This window comes from Streptomyces sp. NBC_00569 (genome assembly GCF_036345255.1).
GTDB lineage: Bacteria > Actinomycetota > Actinomycetes > Streptomycetales > Streptomycetaceae > Streptomyces.
In genome coordinates, this window is sequence record NZ_CP107783.1 from 9448225 (window position 1) to 9474710 (window position 26486).

At 69.0% G+C, this 26486-nt stretch carries 22 protein-coding genes and 1 pseudogene; 12 read left to right on the forward strand and 11 right to left on the reverse strand.

Translation table 11 applies throughout. The features are described 5' to 3' along the window. Nucleotides 1–365 precede the first annotated feature (365 nt). Nucleotides 366–596 (forward strand): annotated as a pseudogene (locus OHO83_RS42690) (GNAT family N-acetyltransferase); the annotation flags it as partial. Between the two features lie 136 nt (nt 597–732). Here OHO83_RS42690 and OHO83_RS42695 read toward each other — a convergent pair. Then, nucleotides 733–1083, reverse strand: a complete 351-nt coding sequence (locus OHO83_RS42695) for an ArsR/SmtB family transcription factor (RefSeq protein WP_266680602.1) — start codon at nt 1081–1083, stop codon at nt 733–735. Nucleotides 1084–1192: 109 nt separating this feature from the next. On the opposite strand from OHO83_RS42695, the gene OHO83_RS42700 reads away from it, so the two are divergent. Further along, a complete protein-coding gene (locus tag OHO83_RS42700) occupies nt 1193–2170 on the forward strand; it encodes a quinone oxidoreductase family protein (protein ID WP_266680604.1) in 978 nt (325 codons plus the stop codon). 146 nt (nt 2171–2316) lie between these two features. Here OHO83_RS42700 and OHO83_RS42705 read toward each other — a convergent pair whose 3' ends face one another. From OHO83_RS42705 to OHO83_RS42715, 3 genes are all read right to left on the reverse strand, one after another. After that, nucleotides 2317–3399: an acyltransferase family protein gene (locus tag OHO83_RS42705; protein WP_266680606.1), complete on the reverse strand. Its 1083-nt coding sequence runs from the start codon at nt 3397–3399 to the stop codon at nt 2317–2319. A 113-nt stretch (nt 3400–3512) separates the two neighbouring features. Next, nucleotides 3513–5912, reverse strand: coding sequence for a bifunctional polysaccharide deacetylase/glycosyltransferase family 2 protein (locus OHO83_RS42710; protein ID WP_266680608.1), 2400 nt, complete (start codon nt 5910–5912; stop codon nt 3513–3515). 8 nt (nt 5913–5920) lie between these two features. Continuing rightward, entirely contained in the window at nt 5921–6334 is a 414-nt protein-coding gene (locus tag OHO83_RS42715; protein ID WP_266680610.1) for a hypothetical protein, read from the reverse strand. A 161-nt stretch (nt 6335–6495) separates the two neighbouring features. Here OHO83_RS42715 and OHO83_RS42720 point away from each other — a divergent pair, with 161 nt between their 5' ends. Both OHO83_RS42720 and OHO83_RS42725 read left to right on the forward strand, forming a co-directional pair. After that, on the forward strand, nt 6496–7533 hold the full coding sequence (locus OHO83_RS42720) for a chitinase (RefSeq protein WP_266680612.1): 1038 nt from the start codon (nt 6496–6498) through the stop codon (nt 7531–7533). Between the two features lie 274 nt (nt 7534–7807). After that, nucleotides 7808–9091: a low temperature requirement protein A gene (locus tag OHO83_RS42725; RefSeq protein WP_266680614.1), complete on the forward strand. Its 1284-nt coding sequence runs from the start codon at nt 7808–7810 to the stop codon at nt 9089–9091. A gap of 55 nt (nt 9092–9146) precedes the next feature. Here OHO83_RS42725 and OHO83_RS42730 read toward each other — a convergent pair whose 3' ends face one another. Beyond that, nucleotides 9147–10217, reverse strand: coding sequence for a hypothetical protein (locus OHO83_RS42730; protein WP_266680616.1), 1071 nt, complete (start codon nt 10215–10217; stop codon nt 9147–9149). 281 nt (nt 10218–10498) lie between these two features. Between OHO83_RS42730 and OHO83_RS42735 the strand changes: the two genes are divergently transcribed. Next, nucleotides 10499–10729: a hypothetical protein gene (locus OHO83_RS42735; protein WP_266680618.1), complete on the forward strand. Its 231-nt coding sequence runs from the start codon at nt 10499–10501 to the stop codon at nt 10727–10729. Nucleotides 10730–10789: 60 nt separating this feature from the next. Here the strand turns inward: OHO83_RS42735 and OHO83_RS42740 are convergent, their stop codons facing one another. Then, nucleotides 10790–11902: an ABC transporter substrate-binding protein gene (locus OHO83_RS42740; protein ID WP_266680620.1), complete on the reverse strand. Its 1113-nt coding sequence runs from the start codon at nt 11900–11902 to the stop codon at nt 10790–10792. Nucleotides 11903–12254: 352 nt separating this feature from the next. Between OHO83_RS42740 and OHO83_RS42745 the strand changes: the two genes are divergently transcribed. Beyond that, the gene (locus OHO83_RS42745) at nt 12255–13151 is read left to right on the forward strand and encodes a LysR family transcriptional regulator (protein WP_266680622.1); all 897 of its coding nucleotides are present in this window, start codon (nt 12255–12257) and stop codon (nt 13149–13151) included. Nucleotides 13152–13238: 87 nt separating this feature from the next. Here the strand turns inward: OHO83_RS42745 and OHO83_RS42750 are convergent, their stop codons facing one another. Both OHO83_RS42750 and OHO83_RS42755 read right to left on the reverse strand, forming a co-directional pair. Further along, on the reverse strand, nt 13239–14012 hold the full coding sequence (locus OHO83_RS42750) for an SDR family oxidoreductase (protein WP_266680624.1): 774 nt from the start codon (nt 14010–14012) through the stop codon (nt 13239–13241). Between the two features lie 329 nt (nt 14013–14341). Continuing rightward, entirely contained in the window at nt 14342–16243 is a 1902-nt protein-coding gene (locus OHO83_RS42755; protein WP_266680626.1) for a multicopper oxidase family protein, read from the reverse strand. Between the two features lie 269 nt (nt 16244–16512). Between OHO83_RS42755 and OHO83_RS42760 the strand changes: the two genes are divergently transcribed. After that, a complete protein-coding gene (locus tag OHO83_RS42760) occupies nt 16513–16890 on the forward strand; it encodes a hypothetical protein (RefSeq protein WP_266680627.1) in 378 nt (125 codons plus the stop codon). A 53-nt stretch (nt 16891–16943) separates the two neighbouring features. Here the strand turns inward: OHO83_RS42760 and OHO83_RS42765 are convergent, their stop codons facing one another. Beyond that, nucleotides 16944–18263, reverse strand: coding sequence for an MFS transporter (locus OHO83_RS42765; RefSeq protein ID WP_266680628.1), 1320 nt, complete (start codon nt 18261–18263; stop codon nt 16944–16946). A 36-nt stretch (nt 18264–18299) separates the two neighbouring features. Then, nucleotides 18300–19736, reverse strand: coding sequence for a M20 family metallopeptidase (locus OHO83_RS42770; protein ID WP_266680630.1), 1437 nt, complete (start codon nt 19734–19736; stop codon nt 18300–18302). Nucleotides 19737–19909: 173 nt separating this feature from the next. Between OHO83_RS42770 and OHO83_RS42775 the strand changes: the two genes are divergently transcribed. From OHO83_RS42775 to OHO83_RS42790, 4 genes are all read left to right on the forward strand, one after another. Next, nucleotides 19910–20815 carry a LysR family transcriptional regulator gene (locus OHO83_RS42775; RefSeq protein WP_266680631.1) on the forward strand — a complete coding sequence of 302 codons (906 nt, stop codon included), beginning with the start codon at nt 19910–19912 and terminating at the stop codon, nt 20813–20815. Between the two features lie 147 nt (nt 20816–20962). Next, a complete protein-coding gene (locus OHO83_RS42780; protein WP_266680632.1) occupies nt 20963–21964 on the forward strand; it encodes a dioxygenase family protein in 1002 nt (333 codons plus the stop codon). Between the two features lie 44 nt (nt 21965–22008). After that, entirely contained in the window at nt 22009–23076 is a 1068-nt protein-coding gene (locus OHO83_RS42785; RefSeq protein WP_266680634.1) for a maleylacetate reductase, read from the forward strand. Between the two features lie 161 nt (nt 23077–23237). Beyond that, a complete protein-coding gene (locus OHO83_RS42790) occupies nt 23238–23897 on the forward strand; it encodes a response regulator (RefSeq protein WP_405637678.1) in 660 nt (219 codons plus the stop codon). 74 nt (nt 23898–23971) lie between these two features. On the opposite strand, the gene OHO83_RS42795 is transcribed toward OHO83_RS42790, so the two are convergent. Next, the gene (locus tag OHO83_RS42795) at nt 23972–25129 is read right to left on the reverse strand and encodes an RNA-guided endonuclease InsQ/TnpB family protein (RefSeq protein WP_266680636.1); all 1158 of its coding nucleotides are present in this window, start codon (nt 25127–25129) and stop codon (nt 23972–23974) included. Between the two features lie 161 nt (nt 25130–25290). On the opposite strand from OHO83_RS42795, the gene OHO83_RS42800 reads away from it, so the two are divergent. Then, complete coding sequence (locus OHO83_RS42800; protein ID WP_266680638.1) at nt 25291–26457, forward strand: sensor histidine kinase; 1167 nt, start codon at nt 25291–25293, stop codon at nt 26455–26457. Nucleotides 26458–26486 lie beyond the last annotated feature (29 nt).

The window sequence follows — 26486 nt, forward strand, 5'->3', positions numbered from 1 at the left end:
GGCCGAAGTGGTAGGCAGTGCCATGCGGCCCACTCGGCGGCGATGCGTGGCGCTGGGACGAGTCGACGGGCGCCTCATCAGCGTTGATCCAGATCGACCCTACGGCAATCGGGCCGAGCGGCGCTGCGCTTGAGCGGCGATGCCCAACAGGTGGAACGCCGCTGTCGCTGTCGGCCGATCCGGGTCGGCCGACAGCGGCGGCTGCGTCGGGCGCCACCGGATTCGGAAGCTCCGTCCACGACCGGTTCGGTGTCTGCGGGGCCGGATACCGGCATCGGAGGCGTCACCTTGCCTGCGGGGGCGATCACTTCGCCTCGGATAGCCGGACCGCGTCGGGATCGGCCCGGAACCGCAGTTGGCCGGTCGTGTCGTGCACGGCGCGCCGGCGACAGTGGCAGTACGACGCGGCGCCGATGCAGCTGCACCCCGGGGACCTGGGCTGGTTCGGGCGGTCTGGTGCGGAGGCGACGGCCGCGGCGGTCCGGACGTGGAGCCGGGACGGGCGGATTCTCGCCGTCGGGCTGCTGGACGAGCCCGAGTTGTTGCGGCTGACGATCGCGCCGGACGCCCAGCGGGACGACGCACTGTGCACCAGGACGCTCTTCGCCGTCCATGGCCATGTACGGGCCCCGGTCGACGGCGACTGGGGCGGCCTCTTCGCTGGCCTGGGCTTCGGCGGCCGGAACTCCACGTGCGAGGGCGGCGGGCGATCGCGTCGGCCGCTCTCCCGGCTCAGGTGACGGAGTCGGCGCGGAGAGCGAGGTCGAGGAGGCCGGGGAAGCGGTCGTCGAACTCCTCCCGGCGCAGCCGGTTGAGGCGTTTGGGGCCCTGATCGCGCTGTTCGACCAGGCCGGCGTCTCGCAGGACGGAGAAGTGATGGCTCTTGGCGGCGCGGCCGATCGGCACGTCGAAGTTGCTGCAGCTGAGCGTCCAGTCAGGGTGACCGGCAAGATCGCGGATCAGCTGGATGCGTACGGGATCAGCCAACGCGGACAGGGCGGTCAGGAGTGGAACGTCGTCGGGATGCGTGTGCACGGGTGTCGGACGGTGCCCCGCACTCGCGCGCTCTGACTTTGCCGCCATCTCGATTCCTCCCAGGCGCCCCGCGTATCCGCTTGCCAAGTGTTCGATGCTCATCATACAGTCCGAGTGTTCGCTTCTCGTTGAACACTCACGGAGGGCAGGTTCACTGATGCGTGCGGTCGAGTTCCAGAAGTACGGCGGCCCCGAAGTGCTGCGGCTCGTACAGGCCGGTGCGCCCGAGCCGGGGCCGGGCCAGGTGAGCATCGATGCCGCGTGGGCGGGAGTGAACTTCGCGGACATCAAGGCGCGCGCGGTCGGCTACCGGGTCGCCTCGCTGCCCTACCGCCCTGGCCTGGAAGTGTCCGGCCGGGTCCGGGCGGTCGGCGAGGGCGTCGACGGGCTGACCATCGGGCAGGAGGTCGCCGCACTCGTCGAAGGGGGCGGCTACGCGGAGGTCGTGCTCGCCGAGGCCGCGGCCGTCTTCCCGCTGCCCGGCGGGCTGGACCTGCGTACCGCGGCCACCCTGCCCACGGTGCTGCCGACCGCGTACGCCCTGATCCACGAGGTGGGGCGTCTTCAGCCGGGAGAGAGCGTCCTGGTGCACAGCGCCGCGGGAGGCATCGGCACGGTGGTCGGGCAACTGGCCCGGGCGGCCGGCGCCGGCGCGGTGTACGGCGTGGCGTCCACCGGCGCCAAGGCCGAGTACGCCCTCCAGCACGGCTACGACCAGGTCTTTCCGGCGGAGACCTTCGACGAGGACGTCCGAGGTGCCACTGGCGGCCGGGGCGTGGACCTGATCCTCGACCCGGTGGGCGGCGACACGCTGCGACGCGGTCTCGACGCTCTGGCGGTCTTCGGGCGCCTGGTGTCCTTCGGCAACGCCGGCGGGCAGCAGCCGTGGCAGGTCGGGCAGCCCGATCTCTACGCCCTGGGCCGCACCGTCGCCGGGTTCTCCATTCTGGCGCTCGCGCAGGCCGCCCCCCAGGTCATGCGCACACTGACCGAGCGCGCCCTGCGCACGGTCGCCGACGGCACGGTGACGCTCCCCGTCACCGCGGAGTTCCCGCTCGCGGACGCCGCCGCCGCACACCGACTCGTCGACTCCCGTACGTCAACGGGCAAGCTGCTGCTGCGCATCGGCGACTGACCGGCACCAACGGCACAGCACCGGCCCGCGGTACATCCGGCCGGCCATCCGTACCGCAGGAGTCCCCGGGCGGCATGGCGTCCACAGCGCCCGGGGACCGGAAGAACGAACAGGGATTCAGGTCGTGAGGGAATCAGTCCTGACCCTCACGGCAGCAGACGAGGCCGTCGCTTCGCCGCGACGTCCTCCACCCATCCCACCAGCGGGATCGCCATGGCGATCAGCACCCAGCCCACACCGAACATGAACCACTGGCTCTCCAGCGGCAGGTACTGCGCGAACGCCGGCACGTTCCAGAACTGGTCGATCAGCGGCACCGCGAGGATGAGCGCGATCTCGTGCCAGAGATAGATCGTCATCGCCCGCGCATTGAAGACCGACACGACCCGGTCGAGCCGTCGGAAGCGCGCCAGCCACGCGAAGTCGACCTTGAAGTACGCCTTCGAGTACATCAGCAGCGTCACGAACCCGGCCGACCAGAAAGCCTGCGCCAGCGGGATGTCGTCCAGGTCGTAACTCCCGTACTCATCCTGGTGGGTGAGGGCGAACCAGGCGCCGTAGGCCAGGGCGGCGAGGGACAGTACGACGACGGGTCCCGGGCGCAGCCGGGCCAGGACGCCCTCACGGTGCGCGATGCCGACGAGCCAGCAGAACAGGAACGTGGCGAAGTCGAGGAGACCGCTGCCGAACCGGTTGTCCGGCGCCTGCCACACGAACTGGAGCACCACGATCGGCGCGAGCGAAGCGAGCAGCACCGACAGTGGCGCCAGCCGGAACACCTTCAGGAGCAGCGGTGACAGGAGCACGAACCACAGGTAGGCGCGCAGGTACCAGAGGATCTCCCAGGCCTGCATGCCCCAGCTGTTGCCCGGCGGGTCGCCGAGAGGGACCACCCAGTAGACGACCTGCCACCCCGGCATCCAGCCGTGCAGCAGCATCGCGAGGACGACGAACAGTCCCCAGAGCCAGAAGGGCGGCAGCAGCCGTCGTATCCGGCTTCTGATCACCGAAACGGCGGGACGTTCGAGGGACTTGGCCATCAGTGACCCGGCGAGCGCGAACATGACGCCCATGGAGGGGAAGACGAGGCCCGCCCACATCCAGCCGAACGTGTGGTAGGCCACGACGCGAACAAGTGCGAGGGCACGAAGCGTGTCGAAGTACCGGTCGCGGCCGCCTGTCCGGGCTGCCGGCGCCTCGGGCACGGGCTCTGGGCCAGGCTCGATCACCCGGAGAGGTGTGGTGTCCTGATCCAGGGCTTGCGTACCTGACGTGCCTGGTGTTCCGGGCGTTCCGCGCGTTCGCCGAGCGGCTCGGTGACGATTCCCCTGTGCCTCCGAGGTCACCGTCCCACCCCCGTCGGCGTCCCGACCTCGCCGGTGCGCTTGAGCTTCTGCCAGCGCAGCCGGCCGCCCGTGAGGGCGGTGATGGAGGAGTGGATGAGGACCAGGTACATCATCTGGCGGTACGCGATCTGCTGGAGCGGGAGCATCCACAGGTAGCGGTACCTCTCTCCGTCGAGGCGGAACGCGTAGGCGGCACAGACGAGTTGGATGCCGAGCACGGCCAGCCATGCGAGCAGGGACGCCTTGAAGTCCACGAAAATCATCGAATAGACGGTGAAGAGGTCGATCAGCGGCGCGAAGACCGGCGTGACGATCTGGAAGAGCACCACGAGGGGCATGCCCACGCGCCCGAAGCGGCCCGAAGGCCCCTTGTCCACCAGTGACTTGCGGTGCTTCCACAGCGCCTGCATGGTGCCGTACGACCAGCGGTAGCGCTGGCTCCACAGCTGCTTGAGCGAGGCGGGCGCCTCCGTCCAGGCCCGCGCATGCTCCTGGTACACCACGCGCCATCCGGCGCGGTGCATCGCGACGGTGATGTCGGTGTCCTCGGCGAGGGTGTCCTCGCTCATGCCGCCGACCTCGAGGACGGCCTGGCGCCGGAACGCCCCGATCGCTCCGGGGATGGTGGGCATGCAGCGGAGCAGGTCGTACATGCGGCGATCCAGGTTGAAGCCCATCACGTACTCGATGTGCTGCCAGGCGCCGATGACCGTGTTGCGGTTGCCGACCTTGGCGTTGCCCGCGACCGCGCCGATCTCCGAGGCGGCGAAGGGCTGCACCAGCTGCCGGACCGTGTCCGGCTCGAAGACCGTGTCGCCGTCCATCATCACGACGATGTCGTAACTGGCGTTGCGTACACCGTTGTTGAGCGCCGCCGGCTTGCCCGCGTTCTCCTGACGGATCACGCGCACGTTGGGCAGACCGAGGGACTCGGCGATCTCCTTCGTGCCGTCCGTGGAGCCGTCGTCCACGACGATGATCTCGATGGGATGCGTGCTCTGCGCCAGGGAGTTGAGGGTGTTGGCGATGCACTCCTTCTCGTTGTACGCGGGAACGATCACGCTCACCGGCCTGGTCACGGGCGGGCCCCAGCTGAAGCGGCGCTTGTTCCGCTGTCGGTAGTGGCGCCGTGCGAGGACCAGCATCATCGCGAATCGCGCCATGACCGCGACTCCGACGACCGCGAGGAAGACGGCCAGCGTCGGCACGGTCCACTCGGCGATCGCGACCGCCGCGATGAGCGCCTTGCCTTCGTAGAGGGTGGTGCCGGTGGCTTTGGAGTGGGCTGCCTGGTCGACGTTCTGAGCGCCGCCGCCCGGAGTGTTCGTGCCGGAGGAGGGAGGGGTCCCCTGCGGGGCCGCCGCGCCATCCGGCACCTGACCGGACCTCTGCGCCCCACCGGCCTGACCGCCCGCGTCCTGCGTCCCGCTGCCCTGTGCGCCGCTGTCCTGCGCGGATCCGTTCTGCGCAGCTCCGCTCTCTGCGGATCCGTTCTGCGAGGAGCCTCCCCGCGCCGCGGACTTGGCCATGGCGCCGCTGACCGTCGTGAAGGTGTAGCCCTTCGCCTTCATCTTCTTGATGTACTTCGGCAGGGCCTTCAGCGTCTGGTCACGGTTGCCGCCGGCGTCGTGGAAGAGCACCGACGCGCCCTTGGTCTTCTTCGGCGTCGCCCACTGGACGATCTTCGAGACGCCCGGCTTCTTCCAGTCGTCGCTGTCGGTGTCGACGAAGACGCTGGTGTAGCCCATGGCGCCGAGCTTCTTGTAGACCGGCCAGCTGTAGTTGTCGATCGCGGAGGCCTCGGACGAGTAGGGCGCGCGCACCAGCTTCGTGGTGATGCCGGCCGCGCCCGCCAGGGCCAGCTGGGTCTGCGTGAGTTCACGCTTGACCCGAGCGTCGCTCTGGTAGGAGAGATCGACGTGGGTGAAGGTGTGCAGGCCGACCTCGTTCCCCTGGCCGACCATGTCCTTCACGATGCCGGGGTGCCGGGCGATCATGGAACCCACGAGGAAGAACGTGCCGTGCACATCGTTGTCCGCGAGGATCTTGAGGACCTTCTCGGTGTACGTGGCGTCGGGGCCGTCGTCGAAGGTGAGCACGATGGTCTTCTTCGGAACCGACTGCGTCCGCATGGAACCGTTGGCCGACGTCAGAATCGGGCCCCCGTTGAGGATGCGCTGCGGCACCTTGTCGTAGGCCGCGTCAGTGCGCACGCGGTGGTCGCCGAGAACCTCGGCCCGCAGATATCCGTCGAGCAGCATCACGCTGACGAGTCCCAGGACGAGAACGAGCGCGAGGACGACGCGTGGCCGCTGCAGAGCGGCGGCTCGGCGCCCGGCGCGTTCGAATCGGGAGGGAGCGGCGCGGCGGCGCCGCGCGGAGGTGTTGCGAGTCACGTCTTCCCTTACTGCGCGTCAGTGGCGTCGGCGGTGGCTGACGCAGAGGGGGCGGGCAGCGAAGGACTGGGCGAGGGGGAGGGGCGGGTGGCCGGAGGCGTTCCCTGTTGCTGACGGGCGCCGCCGGGGGCGCCGTACCCGGCGTCGGCCGGACCACGGCCGGTGCCGGCACCGCCACCTCCGCCGCCGAAGGGCAGCAGGTCGGTCGTGCTCACGGACACACCCCACCCCATGAACGACAGGCCGAGGACGACCGCGTAGCCCAGACAGGCGACGACCACGGCAAGGCCGAACCTGCGCAGCAGCTTGGCCCGGCGCCCGGAGCTGTCGACGAAGACGGGGCCTTCATCGGCCCCTTTTCCACGCTTGCGGTGGCTTCCGCGCCCTCGGGCACGGTTTTCGACGGAGGAATCGAAATGCATTCTCGGGACGTTAGGGGATCTTCTTGTGGCAACTCGCAGTCATTCCTGTGCGCACCCTGAGAAGGCCCTCAGTTCGCTGTGATGTGCCTGATGACACCTGGATCACAGGCTTCCGTGTTTCAGTTCCGGGACAGGACCGACAAGAAATGGGTGCATACGCGATGAGGAATGTTCTGGGGAGGCCGGCCGCCGCGATCGTGTCGCTGGTGGCGGCAGCGACCTGCGCGGGGTGCTCATCGGGGAGCCCGGGATCGGGCTCCGATCCGGCGGACGCGTCACCACACGGAGCACCGTCCCCGGCCGCGACGGCACCCTCGTCATCGAGTCCGTTCGCCCCCTACGTCAGCGCCACGGACGCTTCGGACCTGGACGCGGCCGGGTCCCCCGCCACGTACAACCTTGCCTTCACCATCGCGGACGGCAGCTCCTGCACGCCCACCTGGAACGGCACACGCGCCATCGGCGACGCGACGGTGAAGAAGCGGATCGCGGCGCTCAAGGCGTCCGGGGCGACCGTGCGCGTCTCCTTCGGCGGGGCGTCGGGCAAGGAACTGGCCGAGACGTGCGGCAGTGCGTCCGCTCTGGCCGACGCCTACGCGGCCACGCTCGACGCCGCCGGTGCCACCCAGGCCGACTTCGACATCGAGGGAGATGCGCTCAAGGACTCCGACTCGGTGACCCTGCGCTCGAAGGCGATCGCCCTGTTGCAGAAGCAGCGCGCCGACCTCACGGTGTCCTTCACTCTTCCCGTGATGCCCTCGGGCCTGGACGCGGACGGCATGGCGCTCCTGGAGTCGGCCAACGACCAAGGCGTGAAGGTGTCCAGCGTCAACATCATGACGATGAACTACGGCACGTCCTACACCGGCGACATGGGCGATTACGCCATCACGTCGGCCAAGGCGGCCCATGCCCAACTCGCCGACGTTTTCGGACTGTCGGGCAGGAACGCCTGGCGCGGACTCGCCGTGACGCCGATGCTCGGCACGAATGACGTCGACAACGAGACGTTCACCCTTTCCGACGCCGCCCAACTGTGTGCCTTCGCGGAGAAGAACGGCCTTGCGTGGGTCTCCATGTGGTCCACGTTCCGCGACCAGCAGTGCTCCTCCGCTGACAAGTCGGCCGACGACGCGCTCAGCAACTGCAGTGGTGTGCGGCAGAGTTCGGGAGCCTTCGGCAAGGCTCTGTCCGGCTGAGGTGACGTGTTCGGGGACAGGGGTGGCGCCGGCGCCTGCGCCCACGCCTGCGTCGCGGCCTGTGGCGAGGGAAGAGGAGGGGAGAGGGAGAGCGAGACCCGCGACAGCGGCAACGACGACGGCGACAGCGACAACAACAACGGTGACAACAACAACGGTGACAACAACAACGGCGACAGCGACAGCACAGGAACCGTGATCGTGATCGACGCACCTCACGCGCCGGTCCCGCATCGCTCAGCTCGACGCGCACCCATGCGGCATCATGCTCAGCATGAGCGACTCCCACCACACCCACGGCGCCGGCGGCAACCTGGCGCACAGTCGGGTGCCGATGACCGGCCGCGATCCGGAAGAACCCGGTCGGGTCTCTTCACCGCTGGAGCTGCTGTTCGACCTGACGTTTGTGGTCGCGGTGGGAACCGCCGCCTCCCAGTTCGCCGACATGGTGGCGGAGGGGCATCCCGGGCAGGCCGTCACCGCGTTCGTGCTGGCGATGTTCGCGATCAGTGTCGCGTGGATCAGCTTCAGCTGGTTCGCGTCGGCGTTCGCCACGGATGACTGGCTCTACCGGGCTCTGACGATGGTGCAGATGACCGGCGTCGTCGTGTTCTCGCTCGGCCTGCCCGCGATGTTCCACTCGGTCGACGAGGGCGGCCACCTCGAGCTGAGGGTGATGGTGCTCGGGTATGTGGTGATGCGGATCGCGATGGTGCTGCAGTGGTGGCGCGCCGCGCGGGAGTCCCCCGAATTCCGGGACGTCGGAAGGGCGAACATCCGCTGGACGGTGATCGTCCAGGCCGGCTGGGTCGCGGTCGGTTTCGCGCATCTGCCACTCACCGCGGCGTTCGTCGGCTTCATCGTGCTCGGCGTGCTCGAACTCGTACTGCCTGTCCTCACCCAGGGCAGCGCGGGCGGCACTCCCTGGCACCCTCACCATGTCGCCGAGCGGTACGGCCTCTTCGCCATCATCGTGCTCGGGGAGGGTGTCGTCGGGACCGTCGCGTCCTCGGGCGACCTTCTCGGCGGTGCGAACGGGACCGAATGGAGCGGCAACGCGATCGCCGTGGTCGTCGCCGGCGTGGGACTGACCTTCGGCATGTGGTGGGTGTACTTCTCCACCCCCTTCGGCGACATCCTCGTGCACCGCCGCAGCCGCGGTTACCTCTTCGGCTACGGGCACATCCCGCTCTTCATCGGAGTGGCCGGCGCCGGAGCGGGCCTGCACGTGGCCGGAGTGCACCTGGAGCACCACTCGGAGATCAGTGAAGTCGCCGTCGTGCTGTCCCTCGCCGTCCCGGTCGGCCTGTACCTGCTGATGGTGTATCTCCTGCACACACTGCTGCTGTCCACGGCCGACCCTTTCCACGTGCTGCTGATCTCGCTCACGCTGGCGGTACTGCTCGCGGCGGTGCTCCTGTCCGCGGCCGGCGTCGCCACCGCGGCGTGCCTCCTCATCGTGATGCTGGCCCCTTTCGTCACCGTGGTCGGCTACGAGACGATCGGCCACCGCCACCAGCGACGGATGCTTGAAGGGCTCGGCACGCAGAACCTCTGACAACTCCCGCCGGAGACGGGGCAGTCAGGAAGGAACCAAAGGACGCGGAACCCGTTCAGCCCGTTGAGCCCCCGGGGTGCGGGTCGTACCGGACGATGGCCCCGCGGCTGGAGTTCGCGTCGCTGTGCGCCTCCACCGTCACGGAGCCGACGCCCCAGACCCGGTCGGTGCCGGGGATGGCTGTGATCTCCACCAGCCGGAGCTTCTGCTTGCGGTCGACGGTGGTGACTTTGCCGCTTCGGCCCGCGGCGGCCGGCGGGAGGCCGATCCTACGGGGCTTGCCGTGCGTTGTGCGGTGGCGAATCGAGCTGAGGAGCGTGTCGCCCCCGGCGTTGTCCCCTTCCATTCCGCCGGCCGTGATGACGCCGTCACCGGCGGGGATTCCGCAGCGGCGGCAGGCATCGGGCGACGTCTTGCCCCAACTGGTGCCGTTCCAGTGGAACGCGAAGGGCGCGGCGTAGACCGCATCCCCGTTGTCGTCGTCCCCGACGAGGCGGCTGATGGCCCAGACATCGTCCGCGGCCGACGCGAAGAGCGCCACGGGACTCGCACCCATCGAATTCGATCGGTAGGCGGGAGGGGGCTCGACGGCGGGGAGATGTTCCCGCTTCCAGGTCTTTCCGTCCCAGTGGAGCACTACTGGGACGCCATAGGGGAGGCACTCCTCCTCGCCCGCCGTCAGCCCGGACGCCCACACGTCGTCCCCGGCCACTCCCGCGAGTTGCGTCATGCGGGCAGGCAGTGGCACCGAAGTCCAGCGGGAGCCGTCCCAGTGCCGGGCGGTGGTGCTTTGGCCCGCAACCCATACGTCTGCCGGGCCGAGGACGGCGACATCGCTGATATTGCCCGGAGCAGGTTCCTGCTGCCACCGCGTTCCGTCGAAGTGTGCGGCGTACGCGCCGGTACTGGGGCCGTTGCGAAACAGCCACACGTCGCGTGGTGAGGATGCCTCGAGGCGGTACTCGGCGATGGGAGCCGCCTCCAGCCCGGGCGGCAGCGTCTGCGAACGCCAGGAGGAGCCGTCATAGCGCAACAGGGTCACTTGCTGTCTATCGACGTTGCCCACGACCGGCGTCAGGGCGACTGCCCAGGCGTCGTGGGCGGACACGGCGGCGACATTGACCACGGAGGAAGAGAGATCCTTGGTCAGATGACTTTAGGTCCAGGCGACGGGAGGCCCGCCGGGCGCCGCGGCGGGCTCGCCGCCCCCGCTCCCGCCTCCGCAACCGGCCAACGCAAGTGCCGTCACCAGCACCGAAGTTGCCACACGCCGCCGCATCCCGATTCCCCTCCTCGCCTCGTGACCGGGACCCTACATGTCTGGCATGGGACCCCGGGAGGGGCCGCGCCCGATGGTGAGTGGGTTGAATCACCAAGACGTCGTCGGGTGATGGGAGGGTCACCCGTGTGCGCTACGAGATCGGTGACGTCGCCGAACTGCCGCCTCTCGACTGCCGGTTTGACGTCGCGGTGGGAGTGCAGTGCCTCAACTATGCCGAGGACATCCCGGAGATGGAGGGACAGGTACGAGTGGGTTCCGCTGCAGGTGTCCGAGCCGGCATCCGTGAGTACGGCGAGGACTTCTGGGCGGACGTCCTCGCGAACCCGCCGCTGGAGATGCTGCGCTGCCGCGCCTGACCCGTCGCCGCGTGACGTGGCGGGTGACCGCGTCACGCGGCGGAACCTCCCCCTCTTCTCTCAGCCGGTGTGAAGGACCCGGAAGCGACCGGGTTCCGCCGGATCCCGGTCGACGACCTGCACCGGTGCCCAAGCCCATTGCCAGACGCTGATGCCTGGCGTGCGGGAGAACTGGATCCGCCCGCGGGTGCCTTCGACGGCGACCCGCGGCCAGGATCCGGCGACGCGCGCCCGGTCCACGCCATGAGAACCCAGCACATCGGCGAGGACGGCGACCGTGTCGTAGCCCTCGAAGGCGACGAAGGAGGGTGCTTCGCCCAGCCGCTCACGCAGGGCCGTCCTGACGCGTGCGCCGAGTGGGCTGAGGCGCTCGGGCAGGTAGCGAAGGAATGGGATCGCGGTGCCGTCGTCGCCCAGCGACTTCGCCCATTCGGTGAACTCCGGTTGCCCGGCCGGAGCACCGATCAAAATCTCGGCGAGGCGCTGGTCGTGTCGGACGGACTTGACGATCGACACCGCCGGCTCCGGGTGGCCGGCCAGAAGGAGAAGGGCTGTCGCGCGATTCTCGACGAGCTGGTCGCACACGGCCGCGGGGTCGAGCTCGCCCATGTCGAGCTCGACGACGGTGCCACCGCGCGCAGCGAGGCAGTCCCGCAGGATGCGGGTCCCGGATGCCCAGTAGACACTCGGCTGCGCCGCTACGGCGATCCGGCTGTGGCCCGCGCCGAGGAGGAAGTCCGCGTAGATCTGCCAGCCGTGGGACTGCGCCGGGGCGAGGCGCGCGACCCATTCCGTCGGCCGGTCGGTGAGCGCGTCGAGAACCGCCGACGAGCAGAGGAACGGCAGGCCGAGGGCGTCGGCCCTGGCGGCAGCCGCCCGTGCGACGACGCTGTGATACTCGCCCGCCAACGCGGCCACGCCCATGCGAGCCAGTTCGTCGACGGCCGCCGCGGCCCTCTGCGGATCAGCCGCGGTGTCACGGACCACCAGCTCGAGTGGTCGTCCGCCGATCCCGCCGGAGTCATTGACTTCGCGGACACCCCACTCGAGTCCAGCGAGCAAGTGCCGGCCTGCCTCGACCCAGCCGGGCCGTGTCAGCGGAACGAGGGCGCCGATTCGGACGGATGATCCGTCGGTCCGCTCCACGGCAGATGGCGATGGTGGCGTATTCATGTGCTGGCGTCTCCTGAGTACGAGGCGGTGCCACTTTGTCCGGATCGTCGGTCGCAGTGTGATCACCAGTGGCGCCGAGAGTAGCCGAGCGGAGAACGGACACCTTCGGCGCCCCGTTTACGTACGGGCCGAGCCACGGCTCATGCCACCGTTCTGTTCGGCGGGGGTTTGTGCGCCGACGAATGCATCGACGCCGCCGTCGCCCAGCTCTGTGCCGAGGGGTACGAGATCCGGGGTGAGTTCGTCGCCCGGCTCTCCCAGGGGGAATCTCCGCCGGCGGGACCGAGTTGCCAACTGTCACAACGATGACAACGGGTGGACCGTGGTCCACCGCGGGAGGAGACGGGAGCCGATGAGCCTTCGTCAGTACGAGTACGCCCTGGCCGTTGCCGAGGCGGGCTCGGTGACGGCGGCGGCGGAGCTGCTGCACGTCGCTCAGCCGTCGGTGTCCCAGCAGATCCGCGGCCTGGAGCGGGAACTCGGCGTGGAACTGTTCGCCCGCACGCCGACCGGACTGGTGCCCACCGTGGTCGGCCGCGCGTTCCTGCGGGAGGCGGAGGTCGCGGTGAGCGCGTCGCGGCGGGCGAGGGCCACGGCGCGAGCCGGTGCCGATGAGCTGGTGGGCGAGCTCGTCGTCGCGGTGCAGATGGGCTTCGGCACGCGGCAGCTGCCGGGCGCCCTTGGCGCGCTGCGGCGTCGCTTCCCGCGGCTGGAGGTCACTGTCTTCGAGGAGCCGAGCTCCGCCGAGCTGGAGCGGCTGTGCCGACGGGGTGTCCTTGACCTCGCCCTGATGGCGGCGTGCGAGCGGAGTCCCGCCGACGCTCACCGCCTCGGCGAAGAGGAGTTCGCCGTGGTGCTTGCCGCCGGGCACCGGCAGCTCGCCGCGGACCGGGTCGACCTGAGCGAACTGGAGGGGGAGCCGTGGGTGAGGTTCGACCGTGACAGCGCCCTCGACGGCGTACTCCTGAACGTGCTGCGGAACAAGGATCTGACCCCGACCACGGCCGCCCGCGTGTCCCAGACGGCGACGGCGGTGCGCTGGGCCGCCCAGGGGCTGGGGGTGACGCTCGTCCCGGCTTCCGCGGTGCCCCAAGGCCACGAGCACCTTGTTCGCCCGGTGTGCCCGGCCGTGTCCCAGCCCGTCATCGCCGTGGTCCGGCCCGGCGCCGGGCCGGCGGAGACGGCTCTGCTCGAACTCCTGCGTAAGGAGACCTGGTCCGAGTCCGCTTCCTTCTCGCCGGTGTCCTGACGGGCGAGAAGGAAGCGGGCGCCGCTGAACTCCTTCTGCCGGAGCCGGAGCCGGAGTCAGAGCCGGAGTTCCGGAATTCCGTCGGCGTCAGCCCCTGGGGAATTCGCCGCCGTCGACGACGATATTGCTCCCGGTCAGCCAGCTCGCCCGGCCGGACACGAGGAACAGCACGGCGTGGGCGATGTCCTCGGGTCGGCCGTCGCGCCCCAGAGGCACGGTGGGGGCGTCGCTCTGGCCCGGCGCCGGCTCAAGGCGCGCCCACTGCTCCCGCGTTCGTTCGCCACCGGGGGTGGCGACTCTGCCGGGAGTCACGGTGTTGACCCGGATCCCGAACGGGGCCTGTTCCAAGGCCAGCCCCCGGCTGTAGTTCTCCAGCGCCGCCTTCGCCGCCGTGTAGTGCAGGAACGGCGCCACCGGAGTGAGGACCGCGGCCGAGGAGACGTGAACGATCGATCCCGAACGCTGTTCCCGCATCCCCGGGACCAGCAGCGAGTCCAGCCGCACCGACGCCAGGTAGTTCAGGTCCAGCGCGTCCTGCCACTCCTCGTCGGGGATGGCCGCGCTGCCCTCGTGCGGGCGCGCCCCACCCGCGTTGTGGACCAGGACGTCCACCCCTCCGAGCACCTCCTGCGCGGCTTCGGCGAGCGCCCGTGTCCCAGCCCGTGTCCGTACGTCGGCCTTCACGAAGGTGGCCCCCTCCGGCACGGTGCTCGTCGCCGTCCTGGCGGTCGTGACCACCTCAGCGCCCGCGTCCAGGAGTTGGCGCACGACGGCCGCTCCGATGCCGCTGGAACCGCCCGTGACCAGGGCTCGCCTTCCCGCGAGTTCTCGCGTTCCCGACCCGTTCTCGATCGTGGTCATGCCACCGGTCCTCTCGATCGCGTATTCGTCCGCTCGACGGAAGAAGGATCGACATGCGCAGAGCGCGAATTCTCCGAGAAATCGCGGTGAGCACCTCGTCGAGCTGTTTCACGGTAGGTCCGGAAAAGAGCGCGAGGCAAAGACGAAATATCAGCAGGCGCTATAGGGGATTCCTATGGCATCCCGGCCCGGGACGCCGAGCCGGGCCCGCGGCGAAGCGCTGGTCCTGTACTTGTTTGAGCCAGGGCTGAACTGACAGCCGCGACCGCCAACGACGGCTCGCTGCCCCCGGAGTCGGGGCGGCGAGCCGTCGTTGGCGGTCGCGGCTGTCAGTGGTGGTGGCCGTAGGCGCCGGCGTGGTCACCAGTGCTGTGGTCGTGGTCGTCGCCGACGATCGTCCACGGGCGCATCAGGTCGTCGTCTTCGTGTTCGAGGATGTGGCAGTGCTGGACGTACGTCGCCGGTAGTTCGGTGCCGCTTCCCGGCAGCCCCGCGATCCTTTCCGTCGGCGGCTCGAATTCATTGATGACGATTCTGGTCACCGTCTCCGGATAGGACTTGACCGTGTCCTTGCGGGACAGTGCCTCATCCGGGTCCGGCGGAATCGGCGGACCGGTGAGATAGTTCGCCAACACCGGCTTGTCCTCCGGTTTGCGGCCGCCGGCAATCCACTTCTCGTATTGTTCCTGGTAGCCGGCCGCGTCGATCGGCTGCCTGTTCAACACCTGGAAGTTGACGAGGTGGACATGCATCGGGTGGCCGTCGTGGTTGGGATTGATGTACTCCCAGATCTCGGTCGAGCCCGCCTTGACGAAGTCCTCGGACGGCTCCATGAACGGCACCGCGTTGAACGTCATGGTGCCGAAGAGCTGGTGCTGGTAGAGGACCCATTCCCGCCGGCGGGTGTGCGCCGTCACTTTGATGGGTTCGGCCTTCGGCAGTTCGAGCTTCATGGGCGGAGTTGTCCTGTCGCCGCCTCCGGACGACCGTTTGGTGACATGGAATTCCATGACTTCCGAGATTTCCGGTCCGTCACCGCCGGGGAAGTGCACGGGCGCGTTGTAGTTCGTCAGCGTGACCTTCGTGCCCATCGGCACCTTGCTGAAGTCGACGATCAGGTCGTACCGCTCGGCCGGCGAGATCAGGAAGTTCAGCATCTGCAACGGGGTGCGGAGACCGCCGTCGGTTCCGATCAGCCAGAACGGCAGGACGGGCTGAGGCATTACGTTCTCGGGAACGTCGAACCTCAGCCGCCAGAAGCGCTCGTTCGAAGCGTTGAGAACGCGCAACCGGTAGCGTCGCCGCTCGACCTCCAGGAAGGGGTATGCCTTCCCGTTGACGACCGGGGTGTCCTCGCCTTGCTGCAAGGTCATGGTGTAGGCGAGCGAGCCGTCCGGGTGGAAGGTCCGGTCCTGCAAGATGAGGGGGACCTCGAATTCGCCTCGCGGCAGTCCGAGCCGGTCGTCGGCGGGGTCACCGACGCGGTAGAGACCGGCCAGGCCCGCGTAGACGTTGACGCTGGTCATCCCCATGCCGTGGTCGTGATACCAGAGCATGCACGAACGGTCGTGGTTGGTGTAGGCGCAGATCTGCTCGTTGGGTTCGACCCGGCTCGGGTCCAGGCTGCTGTAGGACTCGGCGTGGATGCCGTCCGGGCTGAACGACTGCAGCGGCATGCCGTCGGACTGTGGCGCGGTGAAGCCGCCGTGCTGGTGTACGACGTTCCACACGTTGACGTTCGCGGGAAACGGCTGCATCGGCTTGTAGGGGGGCGGAGGGGTCGGGGTGAGCTGGGGGTCCCCATTGCGGATCTTGTTGATCACGAACTGGAACAGGTGGGTGGTCGGCAGGTGGTTGCGGTACTTGACGACCGTCGGGTGGTCCCTGGTCACGTTGAGGGTCGGCCCCAGGTAGCCCATGCCGATCGGCTTGCGAGGGTCGTGCGGGTTCGTGGCCCAGTAGCCCCACACCTTGGCCGGCCCGAGGTCGCTGTGGAAACGCCATGGGCCCGGCCGCATCGTGATCTCGTAGTAGTCGGCGCCCGGATAGACGGAGGGATCCGAGATGGCTGTCCTCGGGATGGGCAGCGGGTCGACGAACTTCTTCAGCTTGGGGGTGTGCGGAATCGGCGTGTTCGCAGACGCTGACCCATGACCGTGACCGTCCGCTGCGTACGCCTGCTCTCCAGCACCCCGTGGAAGCATGGCCGCACCGCCCATGGCACCGGCCATGAGGAATCTCCGTCGCCCAACCATCGTCTTCAGCCCTTCGTCGCCTCGCGTGACGTTGAAGAGATACCGGGCTGGTCAGGGCCGTGGACGCAGCGCGCCGGTCCGGTTCGGGAAAGGCACTCATTGAGCCGATCTCGGCAGTAATTCGGAAGGTATCGGTATCGGAATCGAATTACTACCACCAATCCGAATGCGCGGTTCGCCGCTTTTCTGTGCGCGAATTGCGCCTATTGTGCACATTCGATACTGAGGCCCTTCGGGGCGCGGAGATGAGCGCTCGGTGCCGCGCCGACAGCCTCGGGCTGCTCGACCGCGAGATGCCCGACGGCGCATGCCTCCAGGGTGGCATCGGCGATCCTGCCCGCGAGTTCGCGGGCGTGATCGAGAGGGGCGGCGAAATCGAGCGTCGAAGCGGCCTCCCGGCCGCACTGGGCGCGTCCCCGGAAGGTCTGACGACGACGGGCTCACCCGTCCTCAGCCGCCCGTGGCAGCTTCTGGGGCTCCCGACCTTCACCGTCCCGGGCCGGACGAACGACCAGGGCATGCCGTTCGGCCTCCAACTCGTGGGCCCTCCCGACCGGTTGGACCATCTCTTCGAGCTCGGCCATGCCCTGGAGACAGCCGCACGTGCACGCCGGGCGGACTGATCGACAGGGACGGAGGGCACATAACCTGGGGAGTGACCCTCGAAAGCGGGCGCTCAGCGGATGCCGCGGATCCGGTAGCCGCCCACCAGCGCGGCGATGCTCAGGGCAGCGACAGCCAGGAGGTAATAGCTCGGCGAGATCTGCGAGCCGGTGGCTGTGACCAGTGCCGCGGCGATCGTGGGGGCGAACCCGCCGAAGAGGGCGACCGTGGTGTTGTAACTGAACGCCAGCCCGGTCGCGCGGGCGTCTGCCGGGAACGCGTCGGACATCACCGACGGCAGCGCGCCGAAGTACGTGGCCTTGAGCACGCCCAGGACCGTCATGCACAGTGCGAGAGTCAGGAAGGACGGTGATGTGGTCAGCCAGAGGAACAGCGGGACGGCGCACACCCCGATCGACGCCGCGGCCGGGATCATGATTTTCAACCGGCCGAACCGGTCCGCGAGCAGGCCCACCACCGGGGTGCCGAGGGTCAGGATCACACCCGTGATGAGCAGCGCGGCGAACGACAGTGAGTCGTCCACCCCGAGGTCCTTGATGGCGAAGGTGGGCAGGTACTGCAGGAGGAAGTTGAGTGCGGTCGAGACCACCATGGCTCCGCTCGCGATCAGCAGCCCGCCCCAGTGGTCCCGGAACACCGACCGGACCGGTGAGGACCTCTCTTCGCGGTTTCCCGGCGCAGCCGCCCGAGTCGTGGCCGGCGCGTCTTCGGCGTAGCGGCGGATGAGGTAGCCGGCCGGGCCGACGAGCAGACCGAACACGAACGGTACCCGCCAGCCCCAGGAGGTCATCTGCTCCTCGGACAGCGTCGCGGTCAGCCCCGTGGCGAACCCGGAGGCCATCAGCGTCGCGAGCCCCTGACTGGCGAACTGGAAGCTGCCGAGGAAGCTCTTGCGCATGTCGTTCTGCTCGACCAGGAACGAGGTGGCGGCGCCGAACTCGCCGCCGGCCCCGAAGCCCTGGATCAGTCGCGCGATCACGACCCCCACGGGCGCGACGAACCCGAGCGTCGAGTAGCCCGGCATGAAAGCGATCATGAAGGTGCCGAGGACCATCAGCCAGATCGTCAGCATCAGGGCCTTCTTGCGCCCGTGCCGGTCGGCGTACGACCCGATCAGCAGGCCGCTGATAGGCCGGATCAGATACGTCACGCCGAACACCGCGTACGCCTCGACCAGTTGGACGCCGGGATTGTCGGCGGGGAAGAACGTCCGACCGATGTAGACCGCCATCAGCGCGTAGACCGCGAGGTCGAACCATTCGAGCGCGTTGCCTATGGTCGCCGCCGCGACGGCTCGCCTGGTGGATACCCGTCTCGGGGGTGCGTCGGTCGAGTTCCCTGGCGGGGTGTGCTGACGCGAGACTGCCGTCATCGGAGGTCCTTTCGGTGGGCGCTGGGCTGACGGGCGTCAGGCGGAGTGGTCGGCGGGGGCGAGGCGGTCGAGTTCGGCGCGTGCGGGGAGCGGACGGTCGGCCGAGGGACGGCCGAGGGCATGGAACAAGGTGGCCGCCAGGACGACGCCTTCGCGGGCGATCGCGGAGAGCATGTGCTCGTCGGGCGCGTGCTGGAGGCAGCCCGGGTACGAGTGCGGCAGCCACAGGGTCGGCAGGCCGAGGATGTCCGTGAAGACATGGTTGGGCAGGGAGCCGCCGATATTGGGCAGAACGGCGACGGGCTTGTCGGTGACCTGCTCGAGTGCTTCCTCGGCCCAGCGCAGCCACGGGTCGTCCAGCGGGGTTCGGCTGGCGGCGAAGCTGCCGAGGACGGTCACGTCGACCATCGGATACCCGTGATCGGTGAGATGCTCGGTGACGATCTCCCGGGCTCGGCTCACATCGGTGCCCGCGACGTAGCGCAGCTGCAGGACGGCGCGCGCACGACCGGGGATCGCGTTGACGGGACGGTCGATGTCGGCCGATCCCAGTGACAGGACCTCAAGAGTGTTCCAGCCGTAGAGCCGCTCGGCAGCGGTCAGCGTCGTGTCGCCCCAGCCCTCGTCCGGCGCGGGATCACCGGGGCTGCCCGCGACCACGACGTCGGTGAGTGCCTCGCGGACGGCGGCCGGCATTTCGGGCGGCAGCAGTGCGGGTACCTGGATGCGGCCGTGCCCGTCGACCAGGCTCGCGATCGCGCCGGCCAGGGTCGTGGCGGGGTTGCGGATCACACCACCCCAGTTGCCCGAGTGGTACGCGTCGGGGCGCAGGTCGACGTCGAGCATGATGCCGACGCCTCCGCGCGACCCGAGGAACAGCGTCGGCGTCGTGGCGTCCAGACGTGGACCGTCCGAGGCGATCAGCACATCGGCCCGCAGTTCCGCGCGGTGTGCGGTGGCGAATTCGGCGAGTCCGGGCGAGCCGACCTCCTCGCCGGTCTCGAACAGGAAGGTCAGGTTGAAGCCGAGCGAACCCTGCTCTGCGAGCAGCAGCCGCAGTGCCGCGATGTTGGCAAGGTGCTGCCCCTTGTTGTCGGCTGACCCCCGGCCGTACCACCGGTCGCCCTCTGCGGTCAGGGTCCAGGGATCCCGGCCGTCGCTCCATCGGCCGGCCTGGCCGTCCACCACGTCCGCGTGGCCATAGCACAGCAACGTCGGGAGTTCGGGGGACTCGGCGCGTGTGCCGACGAGGAACGGGCCGCCGGAGGGGTCCGGATTGACGTACTCGGTGACGGAGCATCCGAGTTCGGTCAGGGCCGGTACGAGAACCTCATCCAGGTATGCCTTAATGGCAACGCGACCTTCCGGCCGGCTGCTCTCGGTGGGGTAGGCGACCATCGCGCTCAAGTCGGTGAAGTAGGCGCCGGAGTCGACGTACTCCTCGGCCCTCTCGACCAGGCTGTCGGGGATCACTGAAGCTTCTCCTGATGGTGGCGGCAGGTGTGTGTGATGTGCTGGCTCAGGAGCGTAGGGCGGTTTCCGGGCGGCGACTATTGCCGTTTGTGGCACCCTGCGTTCTATTCTTGGCAAACCGGCGTCCATGTCAGAGGGCGCCATCCAGTCTTTCCGGAGGCACGATGCAGCTCATGCCGGTGAGCCTCGCGTACTTTCTCGAGGTGGCCCGGACGGGATCGGTGACCGAGGCCGCCCAGAAGCTGCAGGTCGCTCCCTCCGCGGTGAGCAGGCAGATCGCCAAGCTCGAGTCCGGGACGGGAGTGGCTCTCTTCGTCCGGCACCCCCGCGGGATGACGATGACCGACGCGGGATCCCGGCTCCTGGCCCACGCCCGCCGCAGCGAGGCCGAATCCACCGCGCTCGTCGACGAGTTGAGGACCGGACGTGGGGCCGATGTCCACCACATCAAGGTGGTCTGCGCGGAGGGATTCGGGCGTCGTCTCCTGCCGCGCGCGATGGCGGCCTTCCGGCGGGACCACCCGGACGTGACCTTCCGGCTCGACGTCGTCCCCCGCCAGGAGGCAACCCGGCGCGTGGTCGAGGGCATAGCCGACGTGGCGGCCACCTACACGATGGGCCCGCAACACGACGTACGCGTGGAATGCGCCGTCGTGATACCCGTGGCCGCCGTCGTGCCTCTGGATCACGAACTGGCCGGCCGGGATCGGATCAGCCTGGCGGAACTGTGCGAGTACCCCCTGGGTATCGGTTCGGTCGGAACCAGTCAGCGTGAACTCTTCGATATCGGAGTGCAGTTGGAGGGCTTGACGGCCCGTCCGGCACTGGTGTGCGACGGACTTGCTCCACAGTACGAGTTCGTCCGCTCCGGAGGCGGCGTCGCACTCGTCGGCGACCTCGGAGACCTGCACCAGGACTCGGTGACGGAGGGGGTCACCCATGTGCGCGTCGACCACCCGGTCTTCCGCCAGCGCGAGGCGCAAGTGCAGACCATGTTGGGCCGGCGGCTGCCGTGGGCGGCGATGGAGTTCACCGGACTGCTGGTGTCGCTCCTGGACCCGCCGAAGCCGCTGAGCTGACCGAGGGCCGGCGTCCGCGGGCCCGCGACGCTGCGGCGGCCGAGGGGGATCCGCGGGCGGGCCATGGGTGGATCCACGGCCACGAAGCCGAGCGGTCTGCCACGGTGTGAACGGCGACATCGCCGAACGAGCAGGAGGAGCCGCCCCATGTCCGCGCCGCAGAACGCAGCAGATCCCGCAGGACATCCCACAGGCCGTCCCGGAGTTCATTTCGACGGCCGTTCCGCAGCCCGGCCCGAAAGCCATCCCGAAGGCCGCTCCGGAGGCGGCGCCGTCCTGCCGGAGCAACAGCGCCAGGTCGAGGACGAGTTGATCGATACGGTCCTGGCGTCGTTCGATGACACCCCGGACCCGCGCCTCAAGGAACTGATGCAGTCACTGGTCCGGCACCTGCACGGGTTCATCCGTGACGTGCGACTGACGGAGGAAGAATGGCAGCAGGCCGTCGAATTCCTCACCGCGGCCGGGCACATCACCACCGACCGGCGTCAGGAGTTCGTGCTCCTGTCCGACGTGCTCGGGGCCTCCATGCAGACCATCAACGTCAACCATGAGGCCGCCGGGGGCGCGACCGAGGCGACGGTGGTCGGCCCGTTCTTCGTGGATGGCGCTCCCGAGATCCCCATCGGCGGCGACCTCGCGCGCGGAGCCCCAGGAGAGCCCTGCTGGGTCGAGGGCACCGTCACCGACACCGACGGCAAACCGGTCGCGCGAGCCCGACTCGACATATGGGAAGCCGACGAGGGCGGCCTCTACGACGTGCAGTACGGGCCGGACCGCACAGCGGGCCGCGGCCATCTCTTCACCGATGACCGTGGACGTTACGCGTTCTGGGGACTCACCCCCACCCCGTACCCGATCCCGCACGACGGACCGGTCGGCCAACTCCTGGACAAGACCGGACGCTCCCCACTGCGCGCCTCCCACCTGCACTTCAGGGCGACCGCCCCTGGCCACCGCGCCGTGACCACTCACATCTTCGTCCAAGGCGACCGACTGCTCACGCAGGACGCCGTGTTCGGCGTCAAGGACTCCCTCGTCAAGAGGTTCGAACGGCAGGCACCCGGCACACCGGCGCCCGACGGCCGTACCCTCACCGACCTGAGCTGGACCCGCGTCCGCTTCGACATCGTGCTCCGTCGCGCGTGACGCGACCGTCGGAGCAGGAACCGGAGCAAGAAGGAGAGCGACCCATGCGATTCGAGCACGAGACGCTGCCGCAGCGCGTCCACTTCGCCTCCGGCGAAGCACGCGCGGCCGTGCGCACCGAGGTCGAACGGCTCGGCGGCGCCCGCGTGATGGTCATCGCGACGCCCCGCGAAGCCGAACGGGCCGAGTCGGTCACGTCGGACGCCCCCGTCGTCGTGCACCACGACGACGTGGCGATGCACGTCCCACTCGCCACTGCCGAACGGGCCCGGGCGGCAGCGGCCCGGCACGATGCGGACGTGGTGGTCTGCGTCGGCGGCGGTTCGACGACCGGCCTGGCCAAGGCCGTCGCGCTCACGACGGGGCTGCCGATCGTGGCCGTGCCGACCACGTACGCGGGGTCGGAGGCGACCAGCGTCTGGGGACTCACCGAGGGCGGCAGCAAGAAGACAGGCGTCGACGTCCGCGTGCTGCCGCGCGCGATCGTCTACGACGCGACGCTCACCCTCACGCTTCCCGTGCCGATGAGCGTCGCATCCGGCCTCAACGCCCTTGCCCACTGCGTCGATTCGATGTGGGCCCCGCGCACCGACCCGGTCGACCAGGCGCTGGCCGGGGAGGGCATCCGCGCGCTCGCCGCCGGACTGCCCGCAGTAGTCGCCGACCCTTCCGCCGTCGAGGGCCGCGAGCAGATGCTGTACGGGGCGTACCTGTCGGCAGTCGCGTTCTCGTCCGCGGGGTCGGGCATGCACCACAAGATCTGCCATGTACTCGGCGGCCGCTACGACCTGCCGCACGCCCAGACGCACGCCGTCGTCCTGCCGTACGTCCTCGCCTTCAACGCCCCCGCCGCACCGCACGCCGAGCGCAGGATCGCGGAGGCCCTCGGCACGGGCTCGGCGCTCGACGGGCTGCAGCGGCTGCGCCGGTCCGTGGACGCGCCGACGGCCTTGCGGGACTACGGCCTCGCCGAGCCGGACATCGACGACGCGGTGCCGGCGATCCTGGAAGCGGCCCCGGCGGACAATCCGCGTCCGGTCACGGCCGACGCCGTACGGGGGTTGCTGCGCGCGGCGTGGGAGGGCGCGGATCCGGCGACGGCCGGTGGGTGACCTTGGTCAGGACATACGCGCACCCCTGAGCGACCGTGAGTTTCCGATCCCCGAATTGAGAGGGGACCCTTCGATAAATAAACACCGTAATGAGCTAGCCTGTCCGCATTGTTGACTTGGCCGGTGGCTGGCAGAGCGCTGAGCACGAGAGGTGGTCACCCATGGTGATCCATGTCCTGGTCGCCGACGACAGCGAGATCGTCCGCCGGGGACTGAGCGACATTCTTTCCTCCGCGGACGACATCCACGTGGTGGACCAGGCATGGGACGGACGCAGTGCCGTCGACGCGGCGCGGCGCCTTCGCCCTGATGTGGCGCTACTCGACATTCGGATGCCGGGCATGGACGGCATCGCCGCCACCCGCGAGCTGCAGGCGCTCCCCGACCCGCCCCGGGTTCTCATCCTCACCATGTTCGCGGAGGACGAGTACGTGGACGAGGCGGTGAGCGCGGGAGCCAGCGGGTTTCTGCTCAAGGACACGCCCCCCGAGGAGTTGCTGCGGTCGGTGCGTCTCGTGGCCGCCGGCAAGTCGACCCTCGACCCCTCGGTCACAGGGCGCGTCATGGAGCAGCTCGCCCAGCACGCAGTCCGGCTGACGACTCAGGAACAGCAGGCCCTCGACTCGTTGACCGAGCGGGAGCGGGAGGTCCTCGGCCTCATCGGACGAGGCATGTCCAACGCGAACATCGGCAAGGAACTCCACGCCAGCGAAGGAACCGTGAAGAACCAGGTGAGCCGCGTCCTGGCGAAGATCGGGGCGGACAACCGGGTCCAGGCGGCCCGCCTGGCGTACCGGGCGGGAATGGAGCGGTCAACTTGACCCGGCCCTAAAGGACCGGGCTTGGAGGTAGCTCCCAACTGGCTGCCGGGTGGGCTCCTCCGTCCAGACACCCCTTATGAGGCGGCAGGGGCGCGTGACTCACGCCCCGCAATCCACACGGCTACACCACGGGAGGCGATGTTGTGGGAAGCATTCCGGTCCGCGTGCGCAACGACGCCGCAGCCCCGACAGATGAACAGGCCCTGGTCTATTCGGTTACGCTGGTCGACGTGCCTGCACTCGCAGCACATCTGCGACGTGTACGCCGCATCGACGTACACCAGCGGGACGCCCGCCCGGCGGGCTTTGTAGACGATGAATTCCCCGAGCTGGGCAAAGGCCCAGGAGTGGAATGCGACCCGTTGGGGCTTGCGGAGCCGTACCCTCTGCCGGATTCCCTTGAGTTCTTCCAGGGAGATCCCGGCCGAGGTGCGTTCAGCCTCGGTCACGATCGTCTTAGCGATGACGTGGTTGGTGTTCTTCACATGCCGCTGCTCGCGGCGGGAGCGTTCCTTGAGCCTTCGTTTGGCGGACTTGGTGCGCTTCCTCTGGAGCTTGGCCCGCAAGACAAGTTGCCGCTTGCGGTAGCGGTTGAGGCCGCGTCCGGCGGCCTGGTAGCCGGTGGAGGTAGTGGCGATGTTGACGATGCCCAGGTCGACGCCGACAAACCCGTCCGGCTCGAAGGGTTCGGCTTCGGGCACGTCGCAGGTGGCGATCAGATAGAAGACGCCGTCTCGTTCGATCAGGTCCGACTCGCCCCGCCGGTGGTGCTGGAGCGTCTTGAGCGCGTCGGTGGAGCAGGCGAACTGGATACCCCGAAGGCGTCCGCTGGTGGTCCAGATGGACACCGTCTGTGCGTCCAACTGCCAGGACAGACACCGGTCATCGAAGGGCTGCGCTGCGTCTGGCCGGAACGCGATGGGATTGGACTCGGCTTTGCGGCGACGCTTGGAGCCTTCCTTGCCGAGGTTCCCCGCCCGCACGTTCGCCTTGAGCGTGGTGTAGGAGTCGCGCACCTTTTTGATCACGTGCTGCGCTGCCTGCGCGCCGAGGCCACGGGCTTTGAGTTCGGCGTAGGTGTGCTTGCGCAGCTCGTACTCACGCGGCACATCGCGCTCGAACGCCACCACCGATACCCAGTTCGCGGCGTCGTTGCACGCTGTCAGGGTCGCCGACAGCGCGGCGGCCTGCTCGGCCTCCGGGATCAGCTTCACCTGCACCGCGATCTTCACCAGGCCAACCTAACGGAGGGCACTGACAGCAGCGCAGATCCATACACACGTGCAGGTCAGAGCAGAGAAGCGATTCCCCCCGGGCGTAAACGCGCGGGGTTCCTCGCTGGATCATGCTGAAGAGCACGTCCGGACGGGCGACGTGGAGGGAGAAAGGCCCCGTGCCCAGGACCGCGTGGCAGGATGCGACGCCGTCGTCCTTGCGGCGGACGGACGCGGCGGTGGCGGCAGCCGCCGCACTCGCAGGGTTCGGAAACAGCTGGGTCAAGCCCTCGAACGGCCTTCTCACGGGGGCTCCCACCGTGACGGTCGCGGTGCTCTCCGGCGCCGTCGGGCTCCTGCTGTGGTGGAGACGCGAGCGGACCGTCGTGATCGGGTGGCTCGTCGTGCTCTGCCACCTCCTCCTCTTCACCCCCACGGCCCTTGCCGTCGCGTTGTACACGGTGGGATCCACGTACCCGAACAGATGGAGGCTGCTCGCCTGGTTCGCCGGCCTGGGCTGCCTGTCGGACGCGGGAGCCCTGTGGCTCGGTGGAGCGTGGGACTTCCGGGGAGCCGCGTACTCCCTGGCGCTGGTCGTCGGACCGCTGGTCGTCGGCTACGCGGTCGCCCTCCGCCGCGACCTGGCCACGGCCGCCCAGGCCGAGCTTGCCACGAGGGAGCGCGAGCACGTGCTGTTGGTCGAGCAGGCGCGGGTCAACGAGCGGAGCCGTATCGCCCGGGACATGCACGACGTGGTGGCCCACCGGGTCGGGCACATCGTGCTGCTGGCCGCCGCGCTGCGCGTGGGCGCCGGGTCGGTGGACCGCAAGGTCGCGGACGACGCGGAACAGATCCGGCACGAGGGGCGTCGTGCCCTTGAGGAACTGCGCGCGATTCTCGGAGTGCTCACCCCCGACCGTGCAGGTCGGCCCGCACCGCGCGCTCCACATGTGGACGCCGGCGATCTGCACGACTTGGTGCACAGCGCCGGACGGGCCGGACTGCACGCCGACCTCAGCATCGAGGGGGAGCCGGGATCGCTGCCCACGCTGGTGCAGCAGGCCGTCTACCGGACGCTCCAGGAGTCGCTCACCAATGCCGCCAAGTACGCCCCGGGGGCGGAGGTCGGGATCGAGCTGAGGTGCGGTCCTGACACGGTGGACCTCACGGTGATCAACGGACCGGCTTCCGGGCCGCCCGCCGATGAACTCCCCAGCGGCGGCAACGGCCTGTTCGGACTGAACGAACGCGCGTCCTTGCTCGGAGGCGAACTGGCCGCGGGCCCGGAGGGCGGGGGATTCCGGGTGGAACTCCACGTGCCCCTCACCCCGCCCGACACCCTGTGACGGCTCTTGCGTGACCGTCCCCCCATTGT